This window comes from Salinarimonas rosea DSM 21201, from assembly GCF_000429045.1.
Taxonomy (GTDB): Bacteria; Pseudomonadota; Alphaproteobacteria; order Rhizobiales; family Beijerinckiaceae; genus Salinarimonas; species Salinarimonas rosea.
Genome location: NZ_AUBC01000015.1, coordinates 125872 through 148155 on the forward strand (window position 1 = coordinate 125872; position 22284 = coordinate 148155).

Genomic DNA, 22284 nt, shown 5'->3' on the forward strand with positions numbered 1-22284 from the left:
CTCGCGCGTCCTCCATCACCCGCGCGCCTCCGCGCGGACCCGGTCGAGCACCTCCTTCGCCTTCGATCCCTGCATCTTCTGGATGTCGTCCTGGTACTTCAGGAGAACCCCCAGCGTGTCCGACACGAGGTGCGGATCGAGCGCGACCGCATCGAGCTCGACGAGCGCCGAGGCCCAGTCCAGCGTCTCGGCGACGCCCGGGACCTTGAACAGCTCCTCCTTGCGGATGGCCTGGACGAAGGCGACGATCTCGGCGGAGAGCTTCGCCGGCGCGCGCGGCGCCTTGGCGCGCAGGATGGCGAGCTCGCGCTCCGCGTCCGGATAGTCCACCCAATGGTAGAGGCAGCGACGCTTCAGGGCGTCGTGGATCTCGCGGGTGCGGTTCGAGGTGAGGATCACGATCGGCGGATGCGCGGCCTTGATCGTCCCGAACTCGGGGATCGTCACCTGGTAGTCGGAGAGGATCTCGAGCAGGAAGGCCTCGAAGGCCTCGTCGGTGCGGTCGAGCTCGTCGATCAGCAGCACCGGCGGGCCGCCGGGATCGGGCTCGAGCGCCTGGACCAGCGGGCGCTTGACGAGATGGCGCTCGGAGAAGACATCGGAGGTGAGCCGGCCCTTGTCGGTCTCGCCGGCGGCCTCGGAGAGCCGGATCTCCATCATCTGCCCGGCGTAGTTCCACTCGTACACCGCGGCGGCGACGTCGAGCCCCTCGTAGCATTGCAGCCGGATCAGCCGGCGGCCGAGCGCGGCGGCCAGGACCTTGGCGATCTCCGTCTTGCCGACGCCTGCCTCCCCCTCGAGGAAGAGCGGCCGGCCGAGCCTGAGCGCGAGGAAGAGCACGGTCGCGAGCGGGCGGTCGGCGACGTAGCCGGCATCCGCGAGCAGGCTCTCGGTGGCGTCGATGCTGGCGGGGATATCGGGCACGGGCGCGCGGGCTCCTTCTCGAACGCGATCCGGGCAGGCGCGGGACGCGCCCGCCCGGGGGGACTCGCGAGCTTAGATGGCGTCGCGCCATCCGCTGTCATCCCGGACGCCGAAGGCGATCCGGGACCCAGATCCTCCAACGTCGGCTTCGCGGCGCATGCGCCGCGCTTCTCGACCTAACCGACGTTGCGCGATGCGGCGCATGCGCCGCAAGACTCGCGTCGGCGGATCTGGGTCCCGGACTTGCTTCGCAATCCGGGATGACAAAGCTCAACGCGTCGTCGCGGCCTCCACCGCGCGGCGCGCCATGACGCCCACGAGATGGGCGCGGTATTCCGCGTCCGCGTGGATGTCGGAGTTCATCATCGACGCGTCGGCAGCCATCCCGGCGAGCGACTTCGCGGAGAAGCGCGTCTTCAGCGCCTCCTCGGCCGCGGTCCAGCGGAACACGCCGTCGGCGCCCGCCCCGGTCACCGCGACGCGGATCTCCGAGCCGCGCTTGGCCACGAAGACGCCGGCGAGGGCGTAGCGCGACGCGGGGTTGCGGAACTTGGCGTAGGCCGCCTTCGCCGGCACCGGGAACGAGACCTTGGTGATGATCTCCCCCTCCTCGAGCGCGGTATCGAACATGCCGCGGAAGAAGTCGTCGGCCTCGATCTTGCGCTTGTTGGTGGTGATCGTCGCGGCGAGCGCGAGGCAGGCGGCCGGGTAGTCCGCGGCGGGGTCGTTGTTGGCGACCGAGCCGCCGATCGTGCCGCGGGTGCGCACGGCCGGATCGCCGATCATCTCGGCCATCTCGGCGAGGCCCGGGATCGCCTCGCGCACGACGTCGGACGACGCCACCGCCGCGTGCGTCGTCATCGCGCCGACGACGACGGAGCGGCCCTTGCGCTCGATACCCTGGAGCTCGGCGAGCGCGCCGAGGTCGATCAGGCTCGAGGGCGCGGCGAGACGCTGCTTCATCGTCGGCAGCAGGGTGTGGCCGCCGGCCAGGATCTTGGCGTCCTCGGCCTTGGCCAGCATCGACGCCGCCTGTCGCAGGCTCGTCGGCTTGTGATAGTCGAAGGCGTACATGGGTTTTCGTCCTCGCGATGTCGGGCGGGCGGCGCGCCGTGACGGCGCGCCGCGAGGATCAGGTCCGGCTCATTCGGCCGCCATGGCCGGGCGGGCGCGCTGGACCGCGCGCCAGACGGCCTGGGGCGTCGCCGGCATGGCGATCTCCTCGTGGCCGATCGCGTCCGTGACGGCGTTGATCACCGCGGGCGGCGCGGCGATCGCGCCGGCCTCGCCGCAGCCCTTGATCCCGAGAGGGTTCGAGGGGCACGGCGTCGAGGTCATGCCGACCTGGAAGGACGGCAGGTCGCCCGCGCGCGGCATCTGGTAGTCCTGGTAGCTCGCGGTGACGAGCTGGCCCGACTCGTCGTAGATCGCCCCCTCCATCAGCGCCTGGCCGACGCCCTGGGCGATGCCGCCGTGGACCTGGCCCTCGACGATCATCGGGTTGATGACGACGCCGAAATCGTCCACCGCCGTGAAGCGCTCGATCTTCGTGATGCCGGTGTCGGGGTCGATCTCGACCTCGCAGATGTGCACGCCGGCCGGGAAGGTGAAGTTGGTGGGGTCGTAGAACGCCCCCTCCTTCAGCCCGGGCTCCAGGTCCTGGCCGGAGAACTTGTGGGCGACGTAGGCCTGCAGCGCCACCTCGCCGAAGGCGAGCGAACGGTCCGTGCCGGCCACCTTGAAGCGCCCGTCGGCGAACTCGATGTCGCCTTCCGACGCCTCGAGGGCGTAGGCGGCGACCTTCTTGCCCTTGGCGATGACCTTGTCGATCGCCTTGGTGATCGCCGACATCCCGACCGCGCCGGAGCGCGAGCCGTAGGTGCCCATGCCGAACTGCACCTTGTCGGTGTCGCCGTGGACGATGTTGACCGTGTCGATCGACACGCCGAGGCGGTCCGAGACGAGCTGGGCGAAGGTGGTCTCGTGGCCCTGGCCGTGCGAGTGCGAGCCGGTCAGCACCTCGATCGAGCCTGTCGGGTTCACCCGCACCTCGGCGGATTCCCACAGGCCGACGCCCGCGCCGAGCGAGCCCACCGCCTGCGAGGGGGCGATGCCGCAGGCCTCGATGTAGGACGAGTAGCCCAGCCCGCGCAGCTTGCCCCGCTTGGCGCTCTCGCGCTTGCGCTTGCCGAAGCCCTTCACGTCGGCGATCTCCATCGCCTTCTCGAGCGAGGCCGCGTAGTCGCCGACGTCGTAGTTCATGATCACCGGCGTCTGGTGCGGGAAGCGCTTGATGTAGTTCTTCTTGCGGAACTTCGCCGGGTCCATCCCGAGCTGGCGCGCCGTCACCTCGACGAGGCGCTCGACGACGTAGGTCGCCTCCGGGCGCCCGGCGCCGCGGTAGGCGTCGACGGGCGCGGTGTTGGTGTAGACGCCGTCGACCTCCGCGTAGATCGCCGGGATGTCGTACTGGCCCGACAGGAGCGGCGCGTAGAGGTAGGTCGGCACCGACGACGAGAAGGTCGACAGGTAGGCGCCGAGATTGGCCGTCGTGTGCACGCGCAGGCCGATGATCTTGGCGTTCTCGTCGACAGCGAGCTCCGCGTGGGTGACGTGGTCGCGCCCGTGGGCATCGGCGAGGAAGGCCTCGGTACGGTCCGAGGTCCACTTCACCGGCCGCCCGACCTTCTTCGCCGCCCAGACGCAGACCGTCTCCTCGGCGTAGATGAAGATCTTCGAGCCGAAGCCGCCGCCGACGTCCGGCGCGATCACGCGCAGCTGGTGCTCCGGGGCGATGCCGATGAAGGCGGAGAGCACGAGGCGCGCCACGTGCGGGTTCTGGCTCGTCGTCCAGAGCGTGTAGCCGCCGGTCCCGGCGTCGTACTCGCCGATGGCGGCGCGGGTCTCGATCGGGTTGGGGATCAGGCGGTTGTTGGTGATGTCGAGCCGGGTGACGTGCGCCGCCCGGGCGAAGGCGGCCTCGGTCGCGTCCTTCTCCCCGAGATGCCACTCGTAGACGAGATTGTCGGGCGCCTCGTCGTGCACGACGGCGCCGGCGCCCTTCGCCTTGGCCGTGTCGACCACCGCGGCGAGCGGCTCGTAGTCGACCTCGACCCTCTCCGCGGCGTCGCGCGCCTGGGCGAACGTCTCGGCGATCACCACGGCCACGTGGTCGCCCACGTAGCGCACCTTGCCCTGGGCGAGCGCCGGGTGCGGGCCCGCCTTCATCGGCGTGCCGTCCTTGGAATGGATCATCCAGCCGCAGATCAGGCCGCCGATCTTGTCGGCCGCGAGGTCGTCGCCGGTCAGGATCGCGACGACGCCCGGCATCGCGGAGGCGGCGGACGTGTCGATCGAGCGGATCCGCGCATGGGCGTGCGGCGAGCGCACGAAGGCGGCGTGGGTCTGTCCGGGCCGGGCGAGATCGTCCGTGTAGCGGCCCTGGCCGGTGATGAACCGCTGGTCTTCCTTGCGGCGCACGGGCGCGCCGATACCGGTACCCGTCATGGCGTTTGTCCTCCGGGGACGCCTCTTTATCGGGCGTTTCTCCAAGTCGTGCATGAAAAGGATGGCGGAGCCGCGCAGTGTCGGCGCGATCGAGATGAGCTCCGGAAGTCGGGGCCGGCGCCCGGCGTCACTCCGCCGCTTCGCGCATCGGCTGGCCCGCCATCGCCCGTGCGCCGGATTCCACGGCGCGCACGATGTTGTGGTAGCCGGTGCAGCGGCAGATGTTGCCCTCGAGCTCCGAGCGGATCGTCTCCTCGGAGAGATCCGGGCCGAGGCGGTTCGCCATGTCGACGGCGGTCATGATCATGCCCGGCGTGCAGTAGCCGCACTGGAGCCCGTGATGCTCGCGGAAGGCCGCCTGCATCGGGTGGAGCTCGGCGCCGTTGGCGAGGCCCTCGATCGTGACGACGTCCCCGCCGTCGGCCTGGAGCGCGAGCACGGTGCAGGCCTTCACGGCCGCGCCGTTCATGTGCACGACGCAGGCGCCGCACTGGCTGGTGTCGCAGCCGACATGCGTGCCTGTCAGGCGCAGGTGCTCGCGCAGGAACTGCACGAGCAGCGTGCGCGGATCGATATCGGCGGTCACGGGCTTGCCGTTCACCGTCATGGAGACGATGGCCATGGGTGTTGTTCCTCCTCTCATCCGGCACGTGGGCCGGCTCGGCCGCGCGGCGGGCGCCGTCGGCTCTCGTTGGACGACGAGCGGGGCCGGCCTCGGCTCTCGCGAAGCGCCACCTTCGAATGCGTCGAATTCGAGTGTGAACCGCGCGAAATCGCCGGTCAAGCGCCGTTCCGCTCGACGAAAGGACGAGTTCCGCGGCTCATCCCGCGCGTTTCGGAACAACCGGACGCCTAGCCGGCCATGGTCTTGACCATCGCGACGGCGTCGGGGCCGTAGCTCGCGAGCGCGCCCGCGCTCCCGCCCGGGCCGATCGGCTGCGGCCGGAAGCCGCGACGCGACCAGAAGCGTTCCTTGCCCGACACCGCAACGAGGCACAGGCGCGCGACGCACCCGCGCGCGGTCCGCTCGACGTGCGCGATCGCAGGCTCCGCCAGGCCCCGGCCGCGCAGCTCCGGTGCGATCACGAGATCGTGAATCTGGACGGCGTCGGGCGCCTCGGGAAGCCGTCCGATCAGCGTGTCGAGCGCCGGCGGGCCGCTGGACCTCCACGGATGCGCGACCAGGTAGCCGGCGACGCGCCCCGCATCGTCGAGGACGAGGCACAGGTCCGGCGCCAGCGCGCGGCGCTCGGCGAAGACCTCCGGCCGCTCCGGGAAGGTCGGGTGCACCCGCGCGGCGAGCGCCGTCACGGCCGGCAGGTCCGCGTCGCGCATGGGGCGCCAGAACGCCGCCTCCTCCCGAGCCGCCTCCTCCGGGACCTCCGCCCCCCCGATCCGCTCCGCCATCACACAGATCCCGTCTCGCGACCCCGCGTCTTCGCCTCGCGGGTCACCTGCCCTATGGTGCGCCGGCGCGCCGCGCAAGAGAGGCCGCGCGCGAGCCGGAGGAGAGCTGCGCCATGACCATCGTCGTCGACGGGATCCGATTCAACGTGCGCCTCGACGGTCCCGAGACCGCACCGGTCCTGATGCTCTCGAACTCGCTCTCGTCGAACCTGACGATGTGGGAGCCGCAGATGGAGGCGCTCACGCGCCGCTGGCGTGTCCTGCGCTACGATCAGCGCGGGCACGGTGCGACGCAGGTCTCGCCGCGGCCCTTCACGATCGATCGCCTGGCGGACGACGCGGTCGGCATCCTCGACGCGCTGGGGGTCGCCAAGGTGCATTTCTGCGGCGTGTCGATGGGCGGCATGACCGGCATGAGCCTGCTGCGCCGGCACCGGGAGCGCGTGGACCGCGCCGTCCTCGCCAACACCGCCGCGCAGATGCCCCCGCCGGACCTGTGGAACCAGCGCATCCGCACCGTCCGCGCCGGCGGCATGGAGGCCGTCGTCGATGCCACCGTCGAGCGCTGGCTCACCGCCGGCTTCCGCGCGTCCTCCCCGGAGGCGGTGGCGTCGATCCGCGCCATGATCCTCTCGACCCCCGTCGAGGGCTACGCCGCCTGCTGCGCCGCGATCCGCGACATGGACCAGCGCGAATCGATCCGCGCGATCTCGAACCCGGTCCTCGTGATCGTCGGTGCCCACGACCCGGCGACGACGCCGCAGGCGGGCGCGATCGTCGAGGCCGCCATCCCCGGCGCCCGCGCCGTGACGCTCGACGGCGCGCACCTCACCAACATCGAGCAGCCGGAGGCTTTCTCGCGGGCGGTGACGGACTTCCTCGTCGCGATGCCGTGAGCCTCTCCGCTTGGCGGCACGGGCGCGGGGCCCTAGTGTCGCCCGGCCCCGTGTCGCCTCGCCTCCCCCGAACGGACCCCTCCCGCGATGCCCGCCACCACCGACCCGCGCAAGAGCGACCCCCGACTGCCCGTCCTCGCCGCGCTCGAGAAGAAGCTCCTGTGGCTCTCCACCTGGACGGTCCACAACGCCAACCACCTGCGCGAGAGCGCGGACGGGCTGAAGGTGGGCGGGCATCAGGCGTCGTCCGCCTCGCTCGCCACCATCATGACGGCGCTCTACTTCGCGGCGCTGCGCCCGCAGGACCGGGTGGCGGTCAAGCCGCACGCGAGCCCGGTCTTCCACGCCATCCAGTACCTGCTGGGCAACCAGACCCGCGAGAAGCTCGAGGCGTTTCGCGGCTACAAGGGCGCGCAGTCCTACCCCTCGCGCACCAAGGACGGCGACGACGTCGACTTCTCCACCGGCTCGGTCGGGCTCGGCGTCGCGCAGACCCTGTTCGCCTCGCTGGCGCAGGACTACGTCCGCGCCCACGGCTGGGCCGCTGACCGGCCCGAGGGCCGCATGATCGCCCTCGTGGGCGATGCGGAGATGGACGAGGGCAACATCTTCGAGGCGCTGCTGGAGGGCTGGAAGCAGGGCGTCCGCAATACCTGGTGGATCGTCGACTACAACCGCCAGAGCCTCGACGCCGTCATCCGCGAGGGCCTCTACGCCCGCTTCGAGGCGCTGTTCCGCGCCTTCGGCTGGGAGGTGGTGACGCTGAAGTACGGCTCGCTGCTGGAGGAGGCCTTCCGCGAGCCCGGCGGCGAGCGGCTGCGGGCGTGGATCGACACCTGCCCGAACCAGCTCTACGCGGCCCTGACCTTCCAGGGCGGCGCGGCCTGGCGCAAGCGCCTGATGGACGATCTCGGCGACCAGGGCGAGGTCGGGGCGCTGATCGAGCGGCGCGACGACGCCGCGCTCGGCCGGCTGATGACGAACCTCGCCGGCCACGACCTCCCGACCCTGCTCGAGGCCTTCGAGGGCATCGACCACGATCGACCCGTCGTCTTCATCGCCTACACGATCAAGGGCTTCGGCCTGCCGCTCGCCGGCCACAAGGACAATCACGCGGGCCTGCTCACGCCCAAGCAGATGGAGGGCTTCCGGGCGCAGATGAGCATCCGCGACGGCCGCGAGTGGGAGCCGTTCGAGGGGCTCGACCTGCCGGAGGCCGAGCTGCGCGACTTCCTCGCCCGCGTGCCCTTCGCGGCCGAGGGGCGGCGCCGGCTCTCCGCGCCCGCGATCCCCGTGCCCGAGACGCTCGCGGCGCCGCGCCAGGAGACGCTCTCGACCCAGGCGGGCTTCGGGCTCGTCCTCAACGAGCTGGCGCGATCCGACACGCCGCTCGCCCGGCGCATCGTCACCACCTCGCCGGACGTGACCGTCTCGACCAACCTCGGGCCGTGGGTGAACCGCCGCGGGCTCTTCGCCCGCGAGGCGCTCGCCGACACGTTCAAGGCCGAGCGCATCCCCTCGACCTTCACCTGGGACTACGGGCCCGGCGGCCAGCACATCGAGCTCGGCATCGCCGAGATGAACCTGTTCATCCTGCTCTCGGCGCTCGGGCTTTCGCACTCCCTCTTCGGCGAGCGGCTGATCCCCGTCGGCACGCTCTACGATCCGTTCATCGCCCGCGGCCTCGATGCCCTGAACTACGCCTGCTACCAGGACGCCCGCTTCATCCTCGCGGCGACCCCGTCGGGCGTGACGCTGGCGCCGGAGGGCGGCGCGCACCAGTCGATCTCCTCGCCGCTGATCGGCCTCGCGCAGGACGGCCTCGCCTCGTTCGAGCCCGCCTTCGTCGACGAGCTCGCCGAGATCATGCGCTTCGCCTTCGCCTACGTGCAGCGCGACGGCGACGCCGAGCCCGACGAGCGCACCTGGCTGCGCGACGCCACCGGCGGCTCGGTCTACCTGCGGCTCACCACGCGGGCGATCGAGCAGCCGCGGCGCACGATGACGCCGCAGCTCGCCCAGGGCATCGTCGACGGCGCCTACTGGCTGCGCGAGCCCGGCCCGAACGCGCAGATCGTCGTGGCCTATGCGGGTGCTGTGGCACCGGAGGCGATCGAGGCGGTGGGGCTGATGGCCGAGGACCGGCGCGATGTCGGCCTCCTCGCGGTGACCTCGGCGGATCGGCTCAACGCCGGCTGGACGGCGGCGCAGCGCGCCCGCGAGGCCGGGCAGGTCCATGCGCTCGCGCACATCGAGCGGCTGATGGAGGCGGTGCCGGCGCATTGCGGCCTCGTCACCGTGCTCGACGGCCACCCGGCGACGCTCGCCTGGCTCGGCGCGGTGGCCGGGCACCGCACGCGCTCGCTCGGCGTCGAGCATTTCGGCCAGACGGGCACCCTCGCCGACCTCTACCGCCACTACGGCATCGACGCGCAGGGCATCGTCCAGGCCGCCCAGGCGGTCGCGCCGGGTCGCCCGATCCGGCACCTGAAGGCGATCTGAAGCGTCGCGTCCTCCCCGGAGGGGAGGACACCGCGCGAAGCGCGGGCGGTGGGGCCGTCAAGTCCGCCCGCGCAGCCGCACCACCCCGCGGCGCACCAGCTTCTCCGCCTCGAGCATGACGAGCACCCCGACGCCGGCGCCGAGGGCCACGCCCATCTCCGTCCAGCCGAGCGGGCGCGAGCCGAAGATCGCGTTCATGAACGGGGCGTAGGTGAAGACGAGCTGGAGCGCGCTCACGGCGCCGACCACGATCAGCACCGCGGGGGTGCCGAGCGCGCCGGCCAGCGTCATCGACGGGCTGTCGAGGTAGCGCACCGCGAAGAGGTAGAAGATCTCCATCGCGACGAGCGCGTTCACCGCGACCGTCCGCGCCGCCTCCGGCTCGAGGCCCTGCGCGACGCCCCAGCGATAGGCGCCGAAGATGCCCGCCGTGAACAGGGCCGAGACGAATGCCACCCGCCAGACGAGGAACGCGTCGAGGATGCGCCGCGTCGGGTCGCGGGGGCGCCGGCGCATGACGTCGGGCTCCGGCGGCTCGAAGGCGAGGCTCGTGCCCAGGATGACGGAGGAGACCATGTTCACCCACAGGATCTGCACGGCCATGATCGGCAGCGCCAGGCCCGCGAGCAGCGCGATGACGAGGCTCGCCGACTCGCCGCCGTTGATCGGCAGCAGGAAGGCGATCCCCTTGCGCAGGTTGGCGTAGACCGTGCGCCCGGCCCGCACCGCGGCCTCCAGCGTCGCGAAGTCGTCGTCGAGCAGCACCATGTCGGCGGCCTGCTTGGCCGCCTCCGAGCCCTTGCGGCCCATCGCGACGCCGACGTCGGCGCGCTTGAGCGCCGGCGCGTCGTTGACGCCGTCTCCCGTCATCGCGACGACGAGCCCCTGCGCCTGCAGCGCCGAGACGAGCCGGATCTTGTGCTCGGGGCTGGTACGGGCGAAGACGTCGACCTCGCGCACCCGCTTCGCCAACGTGGCGTCGTCGAGACCATCCAGGTCGCGACCGGTGAGCACGTCGTCCGGGCGGCCGAGGCCGAGCGCGCGGGCGATGGCCGAGGCGGTCGCGGCGTGGTCGCCGGTGATCATCTTCACGTCGATGCCGGCGGCGTGGCACTCGGCGACGGCGTCGACGGCCTCCTCGCGCGGCGGGTCGATGAGGCCGACGAGGCCGATCAGCACGAGCCCGTCGCCGACGCCCTCGATGTCGAGCATGTCCTCGTCGACGCCCTCGCTCTCCCCCGCCGGGCGCCCGGCGAAGGCGAGGACCCGCTGGCCCTTCGCGGCGATCGCCTCGATCGCCGCGTGCCAATGCCCGCGGTCGAGCGGCAGCTCCTGCCCGTCCGCGCCGCGGACCGCGTCGCACATCGCGAGGATGCGCTCGGGCGCGCCCTTGACGAAGACGTAGGCGCCGCGCTCGGCTTCCACCGGCGCGTCCAGCGTCGCCATGAAGCGGTGCTGCGCGTCGAAGGGGACGGCGTCGCGCCGCGTCCAGGCGGCGCGCTCCGCCCGCGGATCGAAGCCCGCCTTCGCCGCGAGAGCGACGAGCGCGCCCTCCATCGGGTCGCCCTCGACGCGCCAGCCGTGCTCGGTCCGCGAGAGCGCCGCGTCGTTGCACAGGAGCGCCGCGCGGGCGAGGTCCGCGAGCAGCGGCTCGCGGTCGGGGTCGACCGCCTCGCCGTCGCGGAGGAACCGCCCTTCCGGCGCATACCCCTCCCCCGTCACCTCGTAGACGAGGTCCGCGGTCATCACGGTCGCGGCCATCATCTCGTTGCGGGTGAGCGTGCCGGTCTTGTCCGAGCAGATCACGGAGATCGCACCCAGCGTCTCGATGGCGGGGAGCCGGCGCACGACGGCGTTGCGCCGCGCCATGCCCTGGACGCCGATGGCGAGCGTGATGGTGAGGAGCGCCGGCAGGCCCTCCGGCATCGCCGCCACCATCAGCCCGACGACCGCGATGAACAGCTCGTCGAAGGCGTAGTCGCGCACGAGGAGGCCGAAGGCGAGCACGAGCGCCGCGGCGACGACGATGACCACGGCCAGCGTCTTCGCCAGGGTGTCGATCTGGCGCAGCAGCGGCGTCGTCATCTCGCCGACGTCGGCGAGGAGCCCGGAGATACGCCCGATCTCGGTGCGCCCGCCGGTCGCCACGACGACGCCGCGGCCGGACCCCGCCGTCACCATCGTGCCGGAATAGGCCATGGAGGCGCGGTCGCCGAGCTGCGCGTCCGTCTCGACGGGGTGCACCGACTTCTCGGAGGGCACGCTCTCGCCGGTGAGCGCGGCCTCCTCGATGCGCAGGTTGCGCGCCTCGACGACCCGCAGGTCCGCCGGCACGCGATCGCCCGCCTCGACGAGGACGACGTCGCCCGGCACCAGGTGCTCGCCGGGAATGCCGACGCGCTTGCCGTCGCGCAGGGTCGCGGCATGGGGCGCGAGCATGCCGCGGATCGCCTCGAGCGCCGCCTCCGCCTTGCCCTCCTGGACGAAGCCGATGCCGACGTTCGCCACCACGACGGCGAGGATGACGGCGGTGTCGATCCAATGCCCGAGCAGCGCCGTCACCGCCGCCGAGACGAGGAGGATCCAGATCAGGACGGAGTTCACCTGGTCGGCGAGCCGCTGGAGCGGCCCGCGTGCCTTCGCCTGCGGAAGCCGGTTCGGCCCGTGCCGCTCGAGCCGCCGCGCGGCTTCGTCCTGCGTCAGGCCGTGCGGTGCGGTGTCGAGGCGGGCGAGGGCGTCGTCGTGCGCGAGCGCGTGCCACGGGTGGTCGTCGACGGGGCGCGTCGCGTCGTCTCGGGGGGACATCGGCAGGTAACTCCACGCGAATCTCCTTCCCTCTCGGGGAAGGCGGCGCCGGCGAAGCCGGTGACGAATGGGCACGCCTCCGGGCGTGTTCGGCGAAGCCGAAGCCGGCCGCGAGATCCACGGACCCCGCGCCCGGCACGCTTCGCGCGCACTCCCCTCCCCCTAGAGGGAGGGAAATCTCACCGCGTCCTCTCCTTGCGCCACTGCACGGAGTAGAGGTCGAAGCGCCGGTCGCGGAGATTCTGGACCGTGCCGTTGGCGCGGGCCTGGCGCAGCGTGTCCAGGTTCAGGTCGGCGATGGCGACCATCTCCGAGTTGGGCGTGGTGTCGGCGGCGATGCCGTCGCGGTCGAACGGGAAATCGCAGGGCGTGAGGATGCAGCTCTGCGCGTACTGGATGTCCATGTTCTCGACGTTGGGCAGGTTGCCGACGTTGCCGGCGAGGGCGACGTAGACCTGGTTCTCCACCGCCCGCGCCTGGCAGCAGTAGCGCACGCGCAGGTAGGACTTGCGCTCGTCCGTGCAGAACGGGACGAAGAGGATCTGCGCACCCTGGTCGACGAGGTGCCGGGCGAGCTCGGGGAACTCGCTGTCGTAGCAGATCATCACGCCGATCGGCCCGCAATCCGTCGTGATCGTGTCGGCCTCGTCGGCGCCGACGATCGACCACCAATAGCGCTCGTTCGGCGTCGGGTGGATCTTGGCGCGGGCGTGGATCGAGCCGTCTCGCAGGCAGACGTAGCAGACATTGATGATGTCGCCGTCCGCGTCGCGCGTCGGATGCGAGCCGCCGATGATGTTGATGTTGTAGTGCACCGCGAGCCGCGAGAGCATCTCCTTGAGGCGCTCGGTGTACTTCGACAGCTGTGCGATCGCCTTGTCCGGCGGCAGGTTCTCGTTGTCGATGGAGAGGAGCTGCAGCGTGAACAGCTCGGGAAACACGCAGAAGTCGGACTTGTAGTCCGCCACCGCATCGACGAAATACTCGACCTGGTCGGCGAACTCCTGGAACGAGTCCACCTTGCGCTGCTGATACTGGATGCAGGCGACCCGCACCGTCGACTGCGGCCGGCGGCGCTGCTTGGTGTCGCGGGCGTTCGGGTCCGGTGCCACCGCCGGGTTCCACCAGACCAGATGGACGGCGTTGCCGCGGCTCTCCTGGTCGATCGGCAGGTAGTCGTGCAGCACCCGCAGCGGCTCGAACCCGTTGCGCATCTGGAAGGAGACGACCGGATCGCGCAGCCCCTGCTCGACCACCGCCTCGAGATACTCCTCCGCGCTCGCCACCTGCTTGCGCCGCTTGGCCTTGGCGTAGCCCGGCATGCGGCCCGCGAAGACGATCGCCTTGAGCTTCAGGTCGATGGCGAGACGCTTGCGCTCGTTGTAGAGGCGCTGGCCGATCCGCAGGCCGCGGTGCTTGGGGTCGACCATCACCTCGAAACCGTAGAGGACGTCGCCGTCGTCGTCGTGGCGCGAGGCGAAGCCGTTGCCGGTGATGGTCTTCCAGTCGTGCGGCGCGAGCGCGGTCTTCTCGTCGATGAGGAAGGTCGCCGCATAGCCCACTAGCTCGTCCTCGTAGATCGCGACGAACTGGCCCTCCGGGAACATCTGGATCTGGCCGCGCAGCTGCGCCTGGGCGTAGGGCTCCATCGAGGGATAGGCGCGCCGGCACAGGGCCTGGATGGCGCGCACGTCCTTCAGGAGCGCGGGGCGCACGAACAGCTTGGGCTTCGTCTCCGCCCGCTGCCGCGCCTTGGCGGAGCGCGCGTTCGAGGCCTTGGCGGCCGCGCGCTTCACGCCCGGCCCCGTGCTCTCCTCCCGCGCGGTCTCGCGCGGGCTCGTCAGGGTCTTGTCGCCGGCGGTCTCGGTCACGAAAGCCTCTCTCTTCTGCGCCGGGCGCGCCGGCGGTCTCGTCATGATCCTCGCGACGATCCTAGAGCGGCCAGACGAGGAGGATCATCGGGATTCCCACGCACAGGACGACGATCTCCAAGGGCAGGCCGAGGCGCCAGTAGTCGCCGAAGCGGAACCCGCCGGGGCCCAGGATCAGGGTGTTGTTCTGGTGGCCGATCGGGGTCAGGAAGGCACAGGACGACCCGATGGCCACGGCCATCAGGAACGGATCCGGGTTGGCGCCCATCACGCCCGCGATCCCGATGGCGATCGGGCACATAACGGTCGCGGTCGCCGCATTGTTCATGAAATCGGTGAGGCACATCGTCATCACCATGAGCCCGACGAGCACGAGAACGGGGCTCCCCTCGCCGATCAGCCCCATCATCCCGCGCGCGACCGCGTCCGCCGCGCCGGTGGACGCGACCGCCCCGGCGACGGGGATGAGCGCACCGAGCAGCACGATCACCGGCCATTCGATCGCGCCGTAGAGCTCGCGCGTCGGCACGATCGAGCCGAGCACGAAGGCGAGCGCGGCGAGCGTGAAGGCGATCTCGGCGGGCAGGACCCCGAGCGCCGTCGCCGCCACGGCGGCCGCCATGATGCCCGTCGCGAGCCAGGCGTCGCGCTTGGCGGGGAACCGCAGCGAGCGCTCCGCCAGGGGCACGCAGTCGAAATGGGCGGAGAAGTCGGCGAGCGTCTCGGGCGTCCCCTGGAGGAGCAGCACGTCTCCGGGCGCGAGCCGCGTCTGCCGCAGCCGCGAGATCGAGCGGCGGCCCTGGCGCGATATGGCGAGGAGATTGATCGCGTGGCGCGAGCGCAGCTTGAGATGCTGGGCGGTGCGGCCGATCAGCGGCGAGCCGGGACGGACCACGACCTCCGCCATCACCGTGTGCTCGGCCTCGAGCGCGCGCACGCCGATGCGCTTGTCCTCCTCGAGCGTCAGCCCGAGCTTGGCGAGCGCCTGGGGCAGGTTCTTCGAATCCGCCTCGATGACGAGGATGTCGTCCTCGCGCAGGCTGCGCCAGTTCTGCGGCGCGGGGATGCGCGCGTTGTCGCGCACGAGGCCCACGACCTGCGCCTCCGCCGCCGCGAGCGTCTCCTCCACCTCCTTGAGCGTCATGCCGACGGCGCGCGCCCGCGCCGGCACCCGCGCCTCGGTGAGGTAGGCGCCGATGTCGAAGTTCTGGCCGGCGCCGCGGGGCCGGTCGGGCACCAGGAAGCGCGAGCCCACGACGACGAGGAGCACGCCCGCGCCGGCGACCGCGACGCCGACGGGCGCGAAGTCGAACATGCCGAAGGGCGTGCCCGTGGCGCTCGCCCGGAAGCCGGCGACGATGAGGTTCGGCGGGGTGCCGATCAGCGTCGTCATCCCGCCGAGAATCGAGGCGAAGGAGAGCGGCATCAGGATCTGCCCGGGCGCCACGTCCGCCCGGCGCGCCGCCGCGAGCGCGGCGGGCATCATCAGCGCGAGCGCGCCGATGTTGTTCATGAAGGCGGACATGAACGCGGTCAGCGCGCACATGGTGAGGATGATCGCCCATGCCCCGGCGCTCTCGTGCAGGACGCGCCGCACGACGCGGTCGATCGCCCCGCTCGCGGCGAGGCCATGGCTGAGGACGAGGACGGCGGCGACCGTGATCACGGCCGGATGGCCGAAGCCGGAGAACGCGGCCTCGGCCGGCACGAGGCCCGCGAGCACGCAGGCGATCAGCGCGGCGACGGCGACGAGGTCGTGCCGCCACCGGCCCCACAGGAAGAGGCCCATCGCGACCGCGATGATCGCCAGGATCATGACCTGAGGCGCCGTCATGGGCCGTTCCGACCGATCCGAGCAGCGGGCAAGGGCGACGGCCTCCCGCGCGTCGCCTCGTCTGCGAGCGCCGCGCTTCGAGCGGATGTTCGAACACACATCGGCACGCCGGGCAAGCCCCGGGAGACGCGCCGGGAGCATGCCGACCTTGCCGTCTCGCGCCTTGCGGTCGCACCGCGCGGGTCCTACGCCTTTCCCTGGGAGACGGGCGGGAGACGCGCATGGCGAACGAGATCGGAGCACGCGGCGCCTCCGCCGGAGGGCGGCTCGCGCCGTGGCTTCCGGCGCTGCTCGCCGTTCTCGTCGGCATCGGCTTCGCGCGCTTCGCCTATACGCCGCTCCTGCCGCTCCTCGTCGAGCGCGGCTGGGTGAGCGCGCCGCAGGCCGCCTTCGCGGGCGCGGCGAACCTCGCGGGCTACCTCGTCGGCGCCCTTCTCGCGCAGGCGCTCGCCGCCCGGCGGGAGCGCGGCGCGATCCTGAACGCGGCGCTGGCCCTCGCCGTCGTCTCGCTGGGAGCCTGCGCGGTCCCCCTGGGTGCGCCGTGGGGTGCACTCTGGCTCTCGGTGTTCCGCTTCCTCGCCGGGGTGGCCGGCGGGCTGATCATGGTGCTCGGGCCGTCCGCCGTCCTCTCCCGCACGCCGCCGGAGGCGAAGAGCCGGGTCTCCGGCATCGTCTTCGCGGGCGTGGGCATCGGCGTCGTGCTCTCCGGGGCGCTGCTGCCCGCGCTCGCCACGCTCGGCCTCGTCGCCACCTGGCTCGCGCTGGCCGCCATGGCGCTCCTCCTCACGGCGATCGCCTGGCGGCGCTGGCCGGACGGAGCGGGCGCTCCCGCCGGCGGGGCGATGCCCCGGCGGGCGCCGATCGCCATGGCGCTCCTCGTCCTCGCCTACGCGACCGACGGCACCGGCTTCGTCCCGCACACGCTCTTCCTGTCGGACTTCGTCGCCCGCGGGCTCGGCCGGGGCGAGGCGGCGGGCGGGCTCGCTTGGACCGTGTTCGGCGTCGGCGCCCTCGTCGGCGCGCCCCTGTGCGGGCTCGTGGCGACGCGGATCGGGGCCGGGCGCGCGCTCGTCGGCGCGCTGTTCGTCAAGGCGGCTGCGGTGGCGCTTCCCCTGGTCTCGACCGCGACCGCGGCGCTCTGGCTCTCCGCGCTCCTCGTCGGCGCGCTGACGCCCGGCATGGTCGCCCTCGCCGCCGGGCTGACCGCGAGCCTCGCGAGCGGCCCGGCCCAGGCGCGGCTCTTCGGCACGATGACGATCGCCTTCGCCGTCGCCCAGGCGGCGGGCGCCTACGCGCTCTCGGCGCTCTTCGCGTCGAGCGGCTCGCACCTGCCGCTGTTCGCCGCGGGCGCGGCGGTGCTCGCGGGGGGAGGGGTCGCGGCGATGGCGGCCGTGCGGATGCTGGGGCGGGGGTGAAGGCGCGCGGCTGGGTTTCGGGGAAATCGCCTTGACCGAAGGCGCCGATCCACGCACTTCTTGCTCAGGGACGGGAGCCTGCCCATGAAGCGCATCACCTGCGGCGATTTCCGGGACTGCCTCGAACAGCTGATCGAGGAGGTCTGCGCTACCCACACTCCGCTCGCCGTCACGCACTCCGGCGGAGAGTCTGTCGTCGTAATGTCGGCCGAGGACTACGCCGGTCTTATTGAGACCGTCCATTTGCTCGAGCAATCAAAGAACCTTGAGCGGCTCGCAGGCTCAGTTGCCAAATTAGACGGCCAAAACAGCGTAGGAGAATGATCAGAATTCTCTAGTTTATTTTGCGGCTTTATCATTTTTCTTCGGAGTATTGCTTGTGGTATCTTTATCTTTCTGCTCCCAGTTGAAAAGAGCCATATGACGATCCAGAACGAAATCGACAAAGGTCGATGCCGCGCCAATAGCTAGTCGAGCATGCCTTGGCTCAAGTCCACGGAAATTCCGTCCGCGACCATGGCCCGAGCCATACGCGTTTCTTATCGGACCAAGCGAATGCGCGATCTTTCCAAGACTCGTAAGCACATCTCGGATCTCCTTTGCCGCCCTTGCATCCTCCGGGATCTCCTGCGGCATGATCTTAATCACTGTTCGGAGAAGTTTCAATAATTCTGGAATTTCTGCCCCTTCCGGGAAAGCTACGCCCACGATCGTTCAGAACTATTTTGCAGCAACTCTCAACAAGATCCTTCGCTATCCCGATCGCGGCGCCAGGATCCGCATCGCCAATTCGCTGCAAGCGCTCGAGTTCCTGGTATATCGTTTTAGCCCCGATTGAAGTAGAAACAGCTTTGACACGTTGGATTGCAATTCCAATGCCATGTACCTTGCGTTCTGCAACGAAATTCGGCCGACCGTCGATCACAACATCTTCAACAAGCTCCCAACCATCACGGTTTAAATGAGCATTGATCGCCCTCACCAGAATATCTTGTTCCTCTGGGTCAGTGCGAACAAGCGGGTGTACAACTTGACAAACAAACTCAAGAAATTTCTCCTGGCTTCCAGATTTAAGATTAATTCTGCGGTCGGAGTAGACCCAGTCGAGCGGGTGATCATCATTATTGATTGTATGTTGATATATATCACTGTAAGCATCTCTATAACGAGAGTCGTACGATGGCATCTGCGTAAGATCATAAATTCGCTCCAGAAATCTAACGTCGTCGAGAGCTCCATACCAAACGATTTTTCTCGCGCGAAATTCATCCAGGATTGCGACGCGGGTCCTGGCACTCAGAACCCCGGATGCTGAATAGGGGCTTTCCGTCGCACTTCTCGGACATACTTCAACGGATACCCAAAAACCAGCATCCTTTCCAATTACGATTGAAAGAGCACCGGCAATTTGACTTGAAATCTCATCAATTTCGTTTTCCACCAGCACGAACGATTTAACTGGTATGCGAAGACGAACGGTCCAGAGCTCTGTACCTCCGTTCCAATTGTCGTCTCCCGAGTGGACAATTTCGATTTGCGCACTGGAAAGGACGGAAAGAGCCGCGTTCTGCGCCTTCTCCCGAACTACTTCGGCGGCGGTCGGCAGCGCACCTTCTATTTGTCGTCGAACACTGAGAGACATGGTCGTTGAGGGCCCACCGTTCTCGTCGCAGATGCCATGCTCGCGCATAGATATCAGATATTGCGTTAGTCCGTAGGCTCACCAAACCAATGTCCACAAGAAAGCAGCGCCCAAGCCAGCGATCAACACAGAACGGAAAAAGGCGGCCCCGGAGGACCGCCTTTCCCATTGAACCGCTGGCCGAAACGGCCGGACGATCAGCGCTTCGAGAACTGGAACGAGCGGCGGGCCTTGGCCTTGCCGTACTTCTTGCGCTCGACCGTGCGGGAGTCGCGCGTCAGGAAGCCGTTCTTCTTGAGCACGCCGCGCAGCTCGGGCTCGTAGTAGGTCAGCGCCTTCGAGAGGCCGTGGCGCACCGCGCCCGCCTGGCCCGACAGGCCGCCGCCGGCGACCGTGACGGTGATGTCGTACTGGTCGACGCGGCCGGTGAGCTGGAGCGGCTGATTGAGGATCATCCGCAGGACCGGGCGCGCGAAGTAGACCTCGAGCGTGCGATCGTTGACGGTGATCTTGCCGGTGCCGGGCTTGATCCAGACGCGGGCGATGGCGTCCTTGCGCTTGCCGGTGGCATAGGCGCGACCGTAGGGGTCGAGCTTCTGGACGTGGACCGGACGCTCCTCGGCGGGCGTCGTGGTCTGCGCCTGGCCGAGATCGGAGAGGGACTGCAGGGTCGCCATCGTCAGATCCTCACGTTCTTGGAGTTCATCGCCGCGACGTCGAGCACCTCGGGCTGCTGCGCCTCGTGGGGATGCTCCGTGCCGGGGTAGACCCGCAGGTTGCCCATGATCTTGCGGAAGAGCGGGCCGCGCGGCAGCATGCGCTCCACGGCCTTCTCGACGACGCGCTCCGGGAAGCGGCCCTCGAGGATGGAGCGCGCGGTGCGCTCCTTGATGCCGCCCGGATGGCCGGTGTGGTGGTAGTACACCTTCTGCTCGCGCTTGCGGCCGGTGAACTTCACCTTGTCGGCATTGATGACGATGACGTTGTCGCCGCAATCGACGTGGGGCGTGTACGCGGGCTTGTGCTTGCCGCGCAGGCGCATCGCCACGATCGAGGCGAGCCGGCCCACGACGAGCCCGTCCGCATCGATCACGACCCACTTCTTCTCGACGTCGGCGGGCTTCAGCGAAAAGGTCTTCATCGCGCTGGTTCCCTGTGGGGGGCCGTTCGGCCCCGTTCGAAACGAGAAGCCGCCGGGCGGACCCGGCGGCAGGTGGGCGGTGTCTATGCGCGAACGACCGGCCGGTCAAGCCCTTTCGCACGAAATGGCCCGGCCAAAAGCCTTGCAGCGCAACGGCTCGAAGCGCTCCTACCGTGATACCACATCTATACGTACCATGATACCGTGCGCCCGGTCTCACTCCAGCCGCACCGAGACCGTGTCCGTCGCGCCGGCCGCGTCGATCACCGTGATGCGGGCGAAGCCGGCGCCGTCGGGGCGCCAGTCGGCCTCGCGCCTCAGGCTCGCCGCGCCCACCGGCATGCCGTCGACGAGCCAGGTCAGCGGCAGCGCGCCGCCCTGGGCCTTGAGCGCGAGGCGCGGCTCGCGCGCGCCGTCCGCACCGACGAGTCCGAGATCGACGCGCGCGCCGTCCGGCGGAAAGGCGATGGCGAGGCGCGCGACGGCGGTGGCCGCGATGGTCTTGGGCCGATCGCGGCGGATGTGGCGCAAGGGGGGCGGCAGGTCGGCGGTGCCGACGAGGAGCGCGTGCGGCGGCACGGCGAGCGGCTGCGGCTCGCGCCCGGTGCGGGCGAAGGCGTCGAAGAGGAGCGGCGCCGCGGCGTTGCGGCCGGTCAGGCCCGGCGTCGCTCCGCCGTCCGCACGCCCGACCCAGACCACGATCGTCAGGCCCCGGTCGAAGCCCACGGCCCAGGCGTCGCGAAAGCCGTAGGACGTGCCGGTCTTGTAGGCGATTCGCCCGCCGAGCGCGCTCTCCGGCGCCGGCGCGCCGCGCAGCACGTCGAAGACGTACCAGGCCGCCACCGGGTCCGCCACGGACGGCGGCGATACGCCGGGGACCGGAGGCTCGTCGGCGCGGGTGGCGAGGATCGGCACCGAGCCGCCGCGGGCGAGGCCGGCATAGAGGCGCGCGACGTCCTCGAGCGTGATGCCCAGCCCGCCGAGCCCCACCGCGAGCCCCGGCGCGGTCTCCCGCGGCACCACGACCCGCGCGCCCGCCTGCCGCAGCCGCGCCACGAAGCGAGCCGGTCCGAGCTCGGAGAGCAGCGCCACCGCGGGCACGTTGAGCGATTCCTGGAGCGCGCGGCGCGCGGTCACCGCGCCCTGGTAGCCGAGGTCGAAGTTCTCCGGCGCGTAGACCCCGTAGCGCACCGGCCGATCCTCCAGGATCGTTTCCGGATGGGCGAGCCCGGTCTCGAAGGCGAGTGCGTAGATGAAGGGCTTGAGCGCCGAGCCCGGGGAACGCACGGCGCGCGTCATGTCGATCGAGCCGCGCCGGGCGTGGTCGAGATAGCCGACGGAGCCGACATGGGCGCGCACCGCGCCGGTCGCGTTCTCGACGACGAGGATCGCCGCGGAGAGATCCGGCCCGAGCCGCACCAGCCTGCGGGAGACCATCTGCTCGAGCGTCGCCTGGAGCGCGCCGTCGATCGTGAGCCGATGAACGTCCTCGCTCGGCCGCTCGGCGAGGGCGGCGTCCGCCGCGTGGGCCGCCAGCATCGGGAAGGCGATGCGGCCCTGCGGCACGGGCTCGCGCGAGGCCGCCTCGCGCTCGCGGGCCGTGATCACGCCACGGGCGAGCGCGCGATCGAGGACGCGCTCGCGCGCCGCGCGGGCGGCCTCCGGGAAGCGATCGGGCCGGCGGGTCTCGGGGCTCTGCGGCAGGGCGACGAGCAGCGCCGCCTCGGCGTGCGAGAGCCGCTTGGGCTCGCGCCCGAAATAGGCGAGGCTCGCCGCGCGCACGCCCTCGAGATTGCCGCCGTAGGGCGCGAGCGTGAGGTAGAGGGCGAGGATCTCGTCCTTGCCCATCTCGGATTCGATCTCGCCCGCCCGCACGATCTGCCGCAGCTTCGCGGCGAGGCTGCGCTCCGCACGCGGCTCGACGAGGCGCGCGACCTGCATCGTCAGCGTCGAGCCGCCCGAGACGATCCGCCCGTTCGCGAGGAACTGCCCCGCCGCGCGGGCGAGCGCGCGACCGTCGACGCCGCCGTGCGCGCGGAAGCGCGCGTCCTCGTAGGCGAGGAGCATGGCGAGATAGGTCGGATCGACGTCGGCGACGCCGACGGGAAGCCGCCAGCGCCCCTCGGGCGTGGCGTAGGGGCGCAGCAGCGCCCCGTCGCGATCGAGCACGAGGACGGAGCGCGCCTGTGCGGGCGCGAGATCGAGCGGGCCGAGGGAGGCGGCGAAGTGGCGGTAGCCGGCCACGCCCGCCGCCCCGGCGAGGCCGATCGCGACCAGCGCGACGGCGAGCGCCCGTGCGAGGAGGCGCGCGCCTCGCCGGCGCAGGAGAGCGCGCACGCC

The 22284-nt window shown here is 70.6% G+C and carries 17 protein-coding genes; 4 read left to right on the plus strand and 13 right to left on the minus strand.

Annotated features, from left to right (window positions below; all coding sequences use genetic code 11):
* Positions 1 to 15 precede the first annotated feature (15 nt).
* From G407_RS0113150 to G407_RS0113170, 5 genes are all read right to left on the minus strand, one after another.
* A complete protein-coding gene (locus G407_RS0113150; protein WP_029031166.1) occupies positions 16 to 924 on the minus strand; it encodes an AAA family ATPase in 909 nt (302 codons plus the stop codon).
* A gap of 270 nt (positions 925 to 1194) precedes the next feature.
* Positions 1195 to 1998 carry an FAD binding domain-containing protein gene (locus tag G407_RS0113155; protein WP_029031167.1) on the minus strand — a complete coding sequence of 268 codons (804 nt, stop codon included), beginning with the start codon at positions 1996 to 1998 and terminating at the stop codon, positions 1195 to 1197.
* A gap of 69 nt (positions 1999 to 2067) precedes the next feature.
* Complete coding sequence (locus G407_RS0113160; protein WP_029031168.1) at positions 2068 to 4431, minus strand: xanthine dehydrogenase family protein molybdopterin-binding subunit; 2364 nt, start codon at positions 4429 to 4431, stop codon at positions 2068 to 2070.
* Positions 4432 to 4558: 127 nt separating this feature from the next.
* On the minus strand, positions 4559 to 5053 hold the full coding sequence (locus G407_RS0113165; protein ID WP_029031169.1) for a (2Fe-2S)-binding protein: 495 nt from the start codon (positions 5051 to 5053) through the stop codon (positions 4559 to 4561).
* Positions 5054 to 5283: 230 nt separating this feature from the next.
* On the minus strand, positions 5284 to 5838 hold the full coding sequence (locus tag G407_RS0113170) for a GNAT family N-acetyltransferase (RefSeq protein ID WP_052341326.1): 555 nt from the start codon (positions 5836 to 5838) through the stop codon (positions 5284 to 5286).
* Positions 5839 to 5951: 113 nt separating this feature from the next.
* On the opposite strand from G407_RS0113170, the gene pcaD reads away from it, so the two are divergent.
* Together pcaD and G407_RS0113180 are read left to right on the plus strand one after the other, a co-directional pair.
* Positions 5952 to 6734, plus strand: coding sequence for a 3-oxoadipate enol-lactonase (gene pcaD / locus G407_RS0113175; RefSeq protein WP_029031171.1), 783 nt, complete (start codon positions 5952 to 5954; stop codon positions 6732 to 6734).
* An 87-nt stretch (positions 6735 to 6821) separates the two neighbouring features.
* Complete coding sequence (locus G407_RS0113180; protein ID WP_043539736.1) at positions 6822 to 9236, plus strand: transketolase; 2415 nt, start codon at positions 6822 to 6824, stop codon at positions 9234 to 9236.
* A 57-nt stretch (positions 9237 to 9293) separates the two neighbouring features.
* Here G407_RS0113180 and G407_RS0113185 read toward each other — a convergent pair whose 3' ends face one another.
* The 3 genes from G407_RS0113185 to G407_RS0113195 all read right to left on the minus strand — a co-directional run bounded on the left by G407_RS0113185 (position 9294) and on the right by G407_RS0113195 (position 15746).
* A complete protein-coding gene (locus tag G407_RS0113185) occupies positions 9294 to 12041 on the minus strand; it encodes an HAD-IC family P-type ATPase (protein ID WP_029031173.1) in 2748 nt (915 codons plus the stop codon).
* A gap of 179 nt (positions 12042 to 12220) precedes the next feature.
* The gene (locus tag G407_RS0113190; RefSeq protein ID WP_245259084.1) at positions 12221 to 13912 is read right to left on the minus strand and encodes a bifunctional GNAT family N-acetyltransferase/carbon-nitrogen hydrolase family protein; all 1692 of its coding nucleotides are present in this window, start codon (positions 13910 to 13912) and stop codon (positions 12221 to 12223) included.
* A gap of 61 nt (positions 13913 to 13973) precedes the next feature.
* Positions 13974 to 15746: an SLC13 family permease gene (locus G407_RS0113195; protein WP_029031175.1), complete on the minus strand. Its 1773-nt coding sequence runs from the start codon at positions 15744 to 15746 to the stop codon at positions 13974 to 13976.
* A 221-nt stretch (positions 15747 to 15967) separates the two neighbouring features.
* Between G407_RS0113195 and G407_RS27590 the strand changes: the two genes are divergently transcribed.
* On the plus strand, positions 15968 to 17161 hold the full coding sequence (locus tag G407_RS27590; RefSeq protein ID WP_052341327.1) for a YbfB/YjiJ family MFS transporter: 1194 nt from the start codon (positions 15968 to 15970) through the stop codon (positions 17159 to 17161).
* Between the two features lie 84 nt (positions 17162 to 17245).
* Positions 17246 to 17485, plus strand: a complete 240-nt coding sequence (locus tag G407_RS27595; protein ID WP_043539737.1) for a type II toxin-antitoxin system Phd/YefM family antitoxin — start codon at positions 17246 to 17248, stop codon at positions 17483 to 17485.
* Positions 17486 to 17500: 15 nt separating this feature from the next.
* On the opposite strand, the gene G407_RS31165 is transcribed toward G407_RS27595, so the two are convergent.
* The 5 genes from G407_RS31165 to pbpC all read right to left on the minus strand — a co-directional run bounded on the left by G407_RS31165 (position 17501) and on the right by pbpC (position 22281).
* Positions 17501 to 17797 carry an abortive infection family protein gene (locus tag G407_RS31165; RefSeq protein WP_084327513.1) on the minus strand — a complete coding sequence of 99 codons (297 nt, stop codon included), beginning with the start codon at positions 17795 to 17797 and terminating at the stop codon, positions 17501 to 17503.
* A 4-nt stretch (positions 17798 to 17801) separates the two neighbouring features.
* Positions 17802 to 18851, minus strand: coding sequence for an AbiJ-related protein (locus tag G407_RS31765; protein ID WP_156917582.1), 1050 nt, complete (start codon positions 18849 to 18851; stop codon positions 17802 to 17804).
* Positions 18852 to 19000: 149 nt separating this feature from the next.
* The gene (gene rpsI / locus G407_RS0113210) at positions 19001 to 19480 is read right to left on the minus strand and encodes a 30S ribosomal protein S9 (protein ID WP_029031176.1); all 480 of its coding nucleotides are present in this window, start codon (positions 19478 to 19480) and stop codon (positions 19001 to 19003) included.
* A gap of 2 nt (positions 19481 to 19482) precedes the next feature.
* Positions 19483 to 19944: a 50S ribosomal protein L13 gene (rplM, locus tag G407_RS0113215; protein WP_029031177.1), complete on the minus strand. Its 462-nt coding sequence runs from the start codon at positions 19942 to 19944 to the stop codon at positions 19483 to 19485.
* Positions 19945 to 20160: 216 nt separating this feature from the next.
* The gene (gene pbpC / locus G407_RS0113220; protein ID WP_029031178.1) at positions 20161 to 22281 is read right to left on the minus strand and encodes a penicillin-binding protein 1C; all 2121 of its coding nucleotides are present in this window, start codon (positions 22279 to 22281) and stop codon (positions 20161 to 20163) included.
* Between the last annotated feature and the right edge of the window lie 3 nt (positions 22282 to 22284).

Excerpts from the sequence above, each read along its gene's own strand:
- G407_RS0113155 (WP_029031167.1), bottom strand. The coding sequence starts at position 1,998 with ATGTACGCCTTCGACTATCACAAGCCGACGAGCCTGCGACAGGCGGCG.
- G407_RS0113160 (WP_029031168.1), bottom strand. The coding sequence starts at position 4,431 with ATGACGGGTACCGGTATCGGCGCGCCCGTGCGCCGCAAGGAAGACCAG.
- G407_RS0113165 (WP_029031169.1), bottom strand. The coding sequence starts at position 5,053 with ATGGCCATCGTCTCCATGACGGTGAACGGCAAGCCCGTGACCGCCGAT.
- G407_RS0113170 (WP_052341326.1), bottom strand. The coding sequence starts at position 5,838 with ATGGCGGAGCGGATCGGGGGGGCGGAGGTCCCGGAGGAGGCGGCTCGG.
- pcaD (WP_029031171.1), top strand. The coding sequence starts at position 5,952 with ATGACCATCGTCGTCGACGGGATCCGATTCAACGTGCGCCTCGACGGT.
- G407_RS0113180 (WP_043539736.1), top strand. The coding sequence starts at position 6,822 with ATGCCCGCCACCACCGACCCGCGCAAGAGCGACCCCCGACTGCCCGTC.
- G407_RS0113185 (WP_029031173.1), bottom strand. The coding sequence starts at position 12,041 with ATGTCCCCCCGAGACGACGCGACGCGCCCCGTCGACGACCACCCGTGG.
- G407_RS0113195 (WP_029031175.1), bottom strand. The coding sequence starts at position 15,746 with ATGACGGCGCCTCAGGTCATGATCCTGGCGATCATCGCGGTCGCGATG.
- G407_RS27590 (WP_052341327.1), top strand. The coding sequence starts at position 15,968 with ATGGCGAACGAGATCGGAGCACGCGGCGCCTCCGCCGGAGGGCGGCTC.
- G407_RS27595 (WP_043539737.1), top strand. The coding sequence starts at position 17,246 with ATGAAGCGCATCACCTGCGGCGATTTCCGGGACTGCCTCGAACAGCTG.
- G407_RS31165 (WP_084327513.1), bottom strand. The coding sequence starts at position 17,797 with ATGCCGCAGGAGATCCCGGAGGATGCAAGGGCGGCAAAGGAGATCCGA.
- G407_RS31765 (WP_156917582.1), bottom strand. The coding sequence starts at position 18,851 with ATGCGCGAGCATGGCATCTGCGACGAGAACGGTGGGCCCTCAACGACC.
- rpsI (WP_029031176.1), bottom strand. The coding sequence starts at position 19,480 with ATGGCGACCCTGCAGTCCCTCTCCGATCTCGGCCAGGCGCAGACCACG.
- rplM (WP_029031177.1), bottom strand. The coding sequence starts at position 19,944 with ATGAAGACCTTTTCGCTGAAGCCCGCCGACGTCGAGAAGAAGTGGGTC.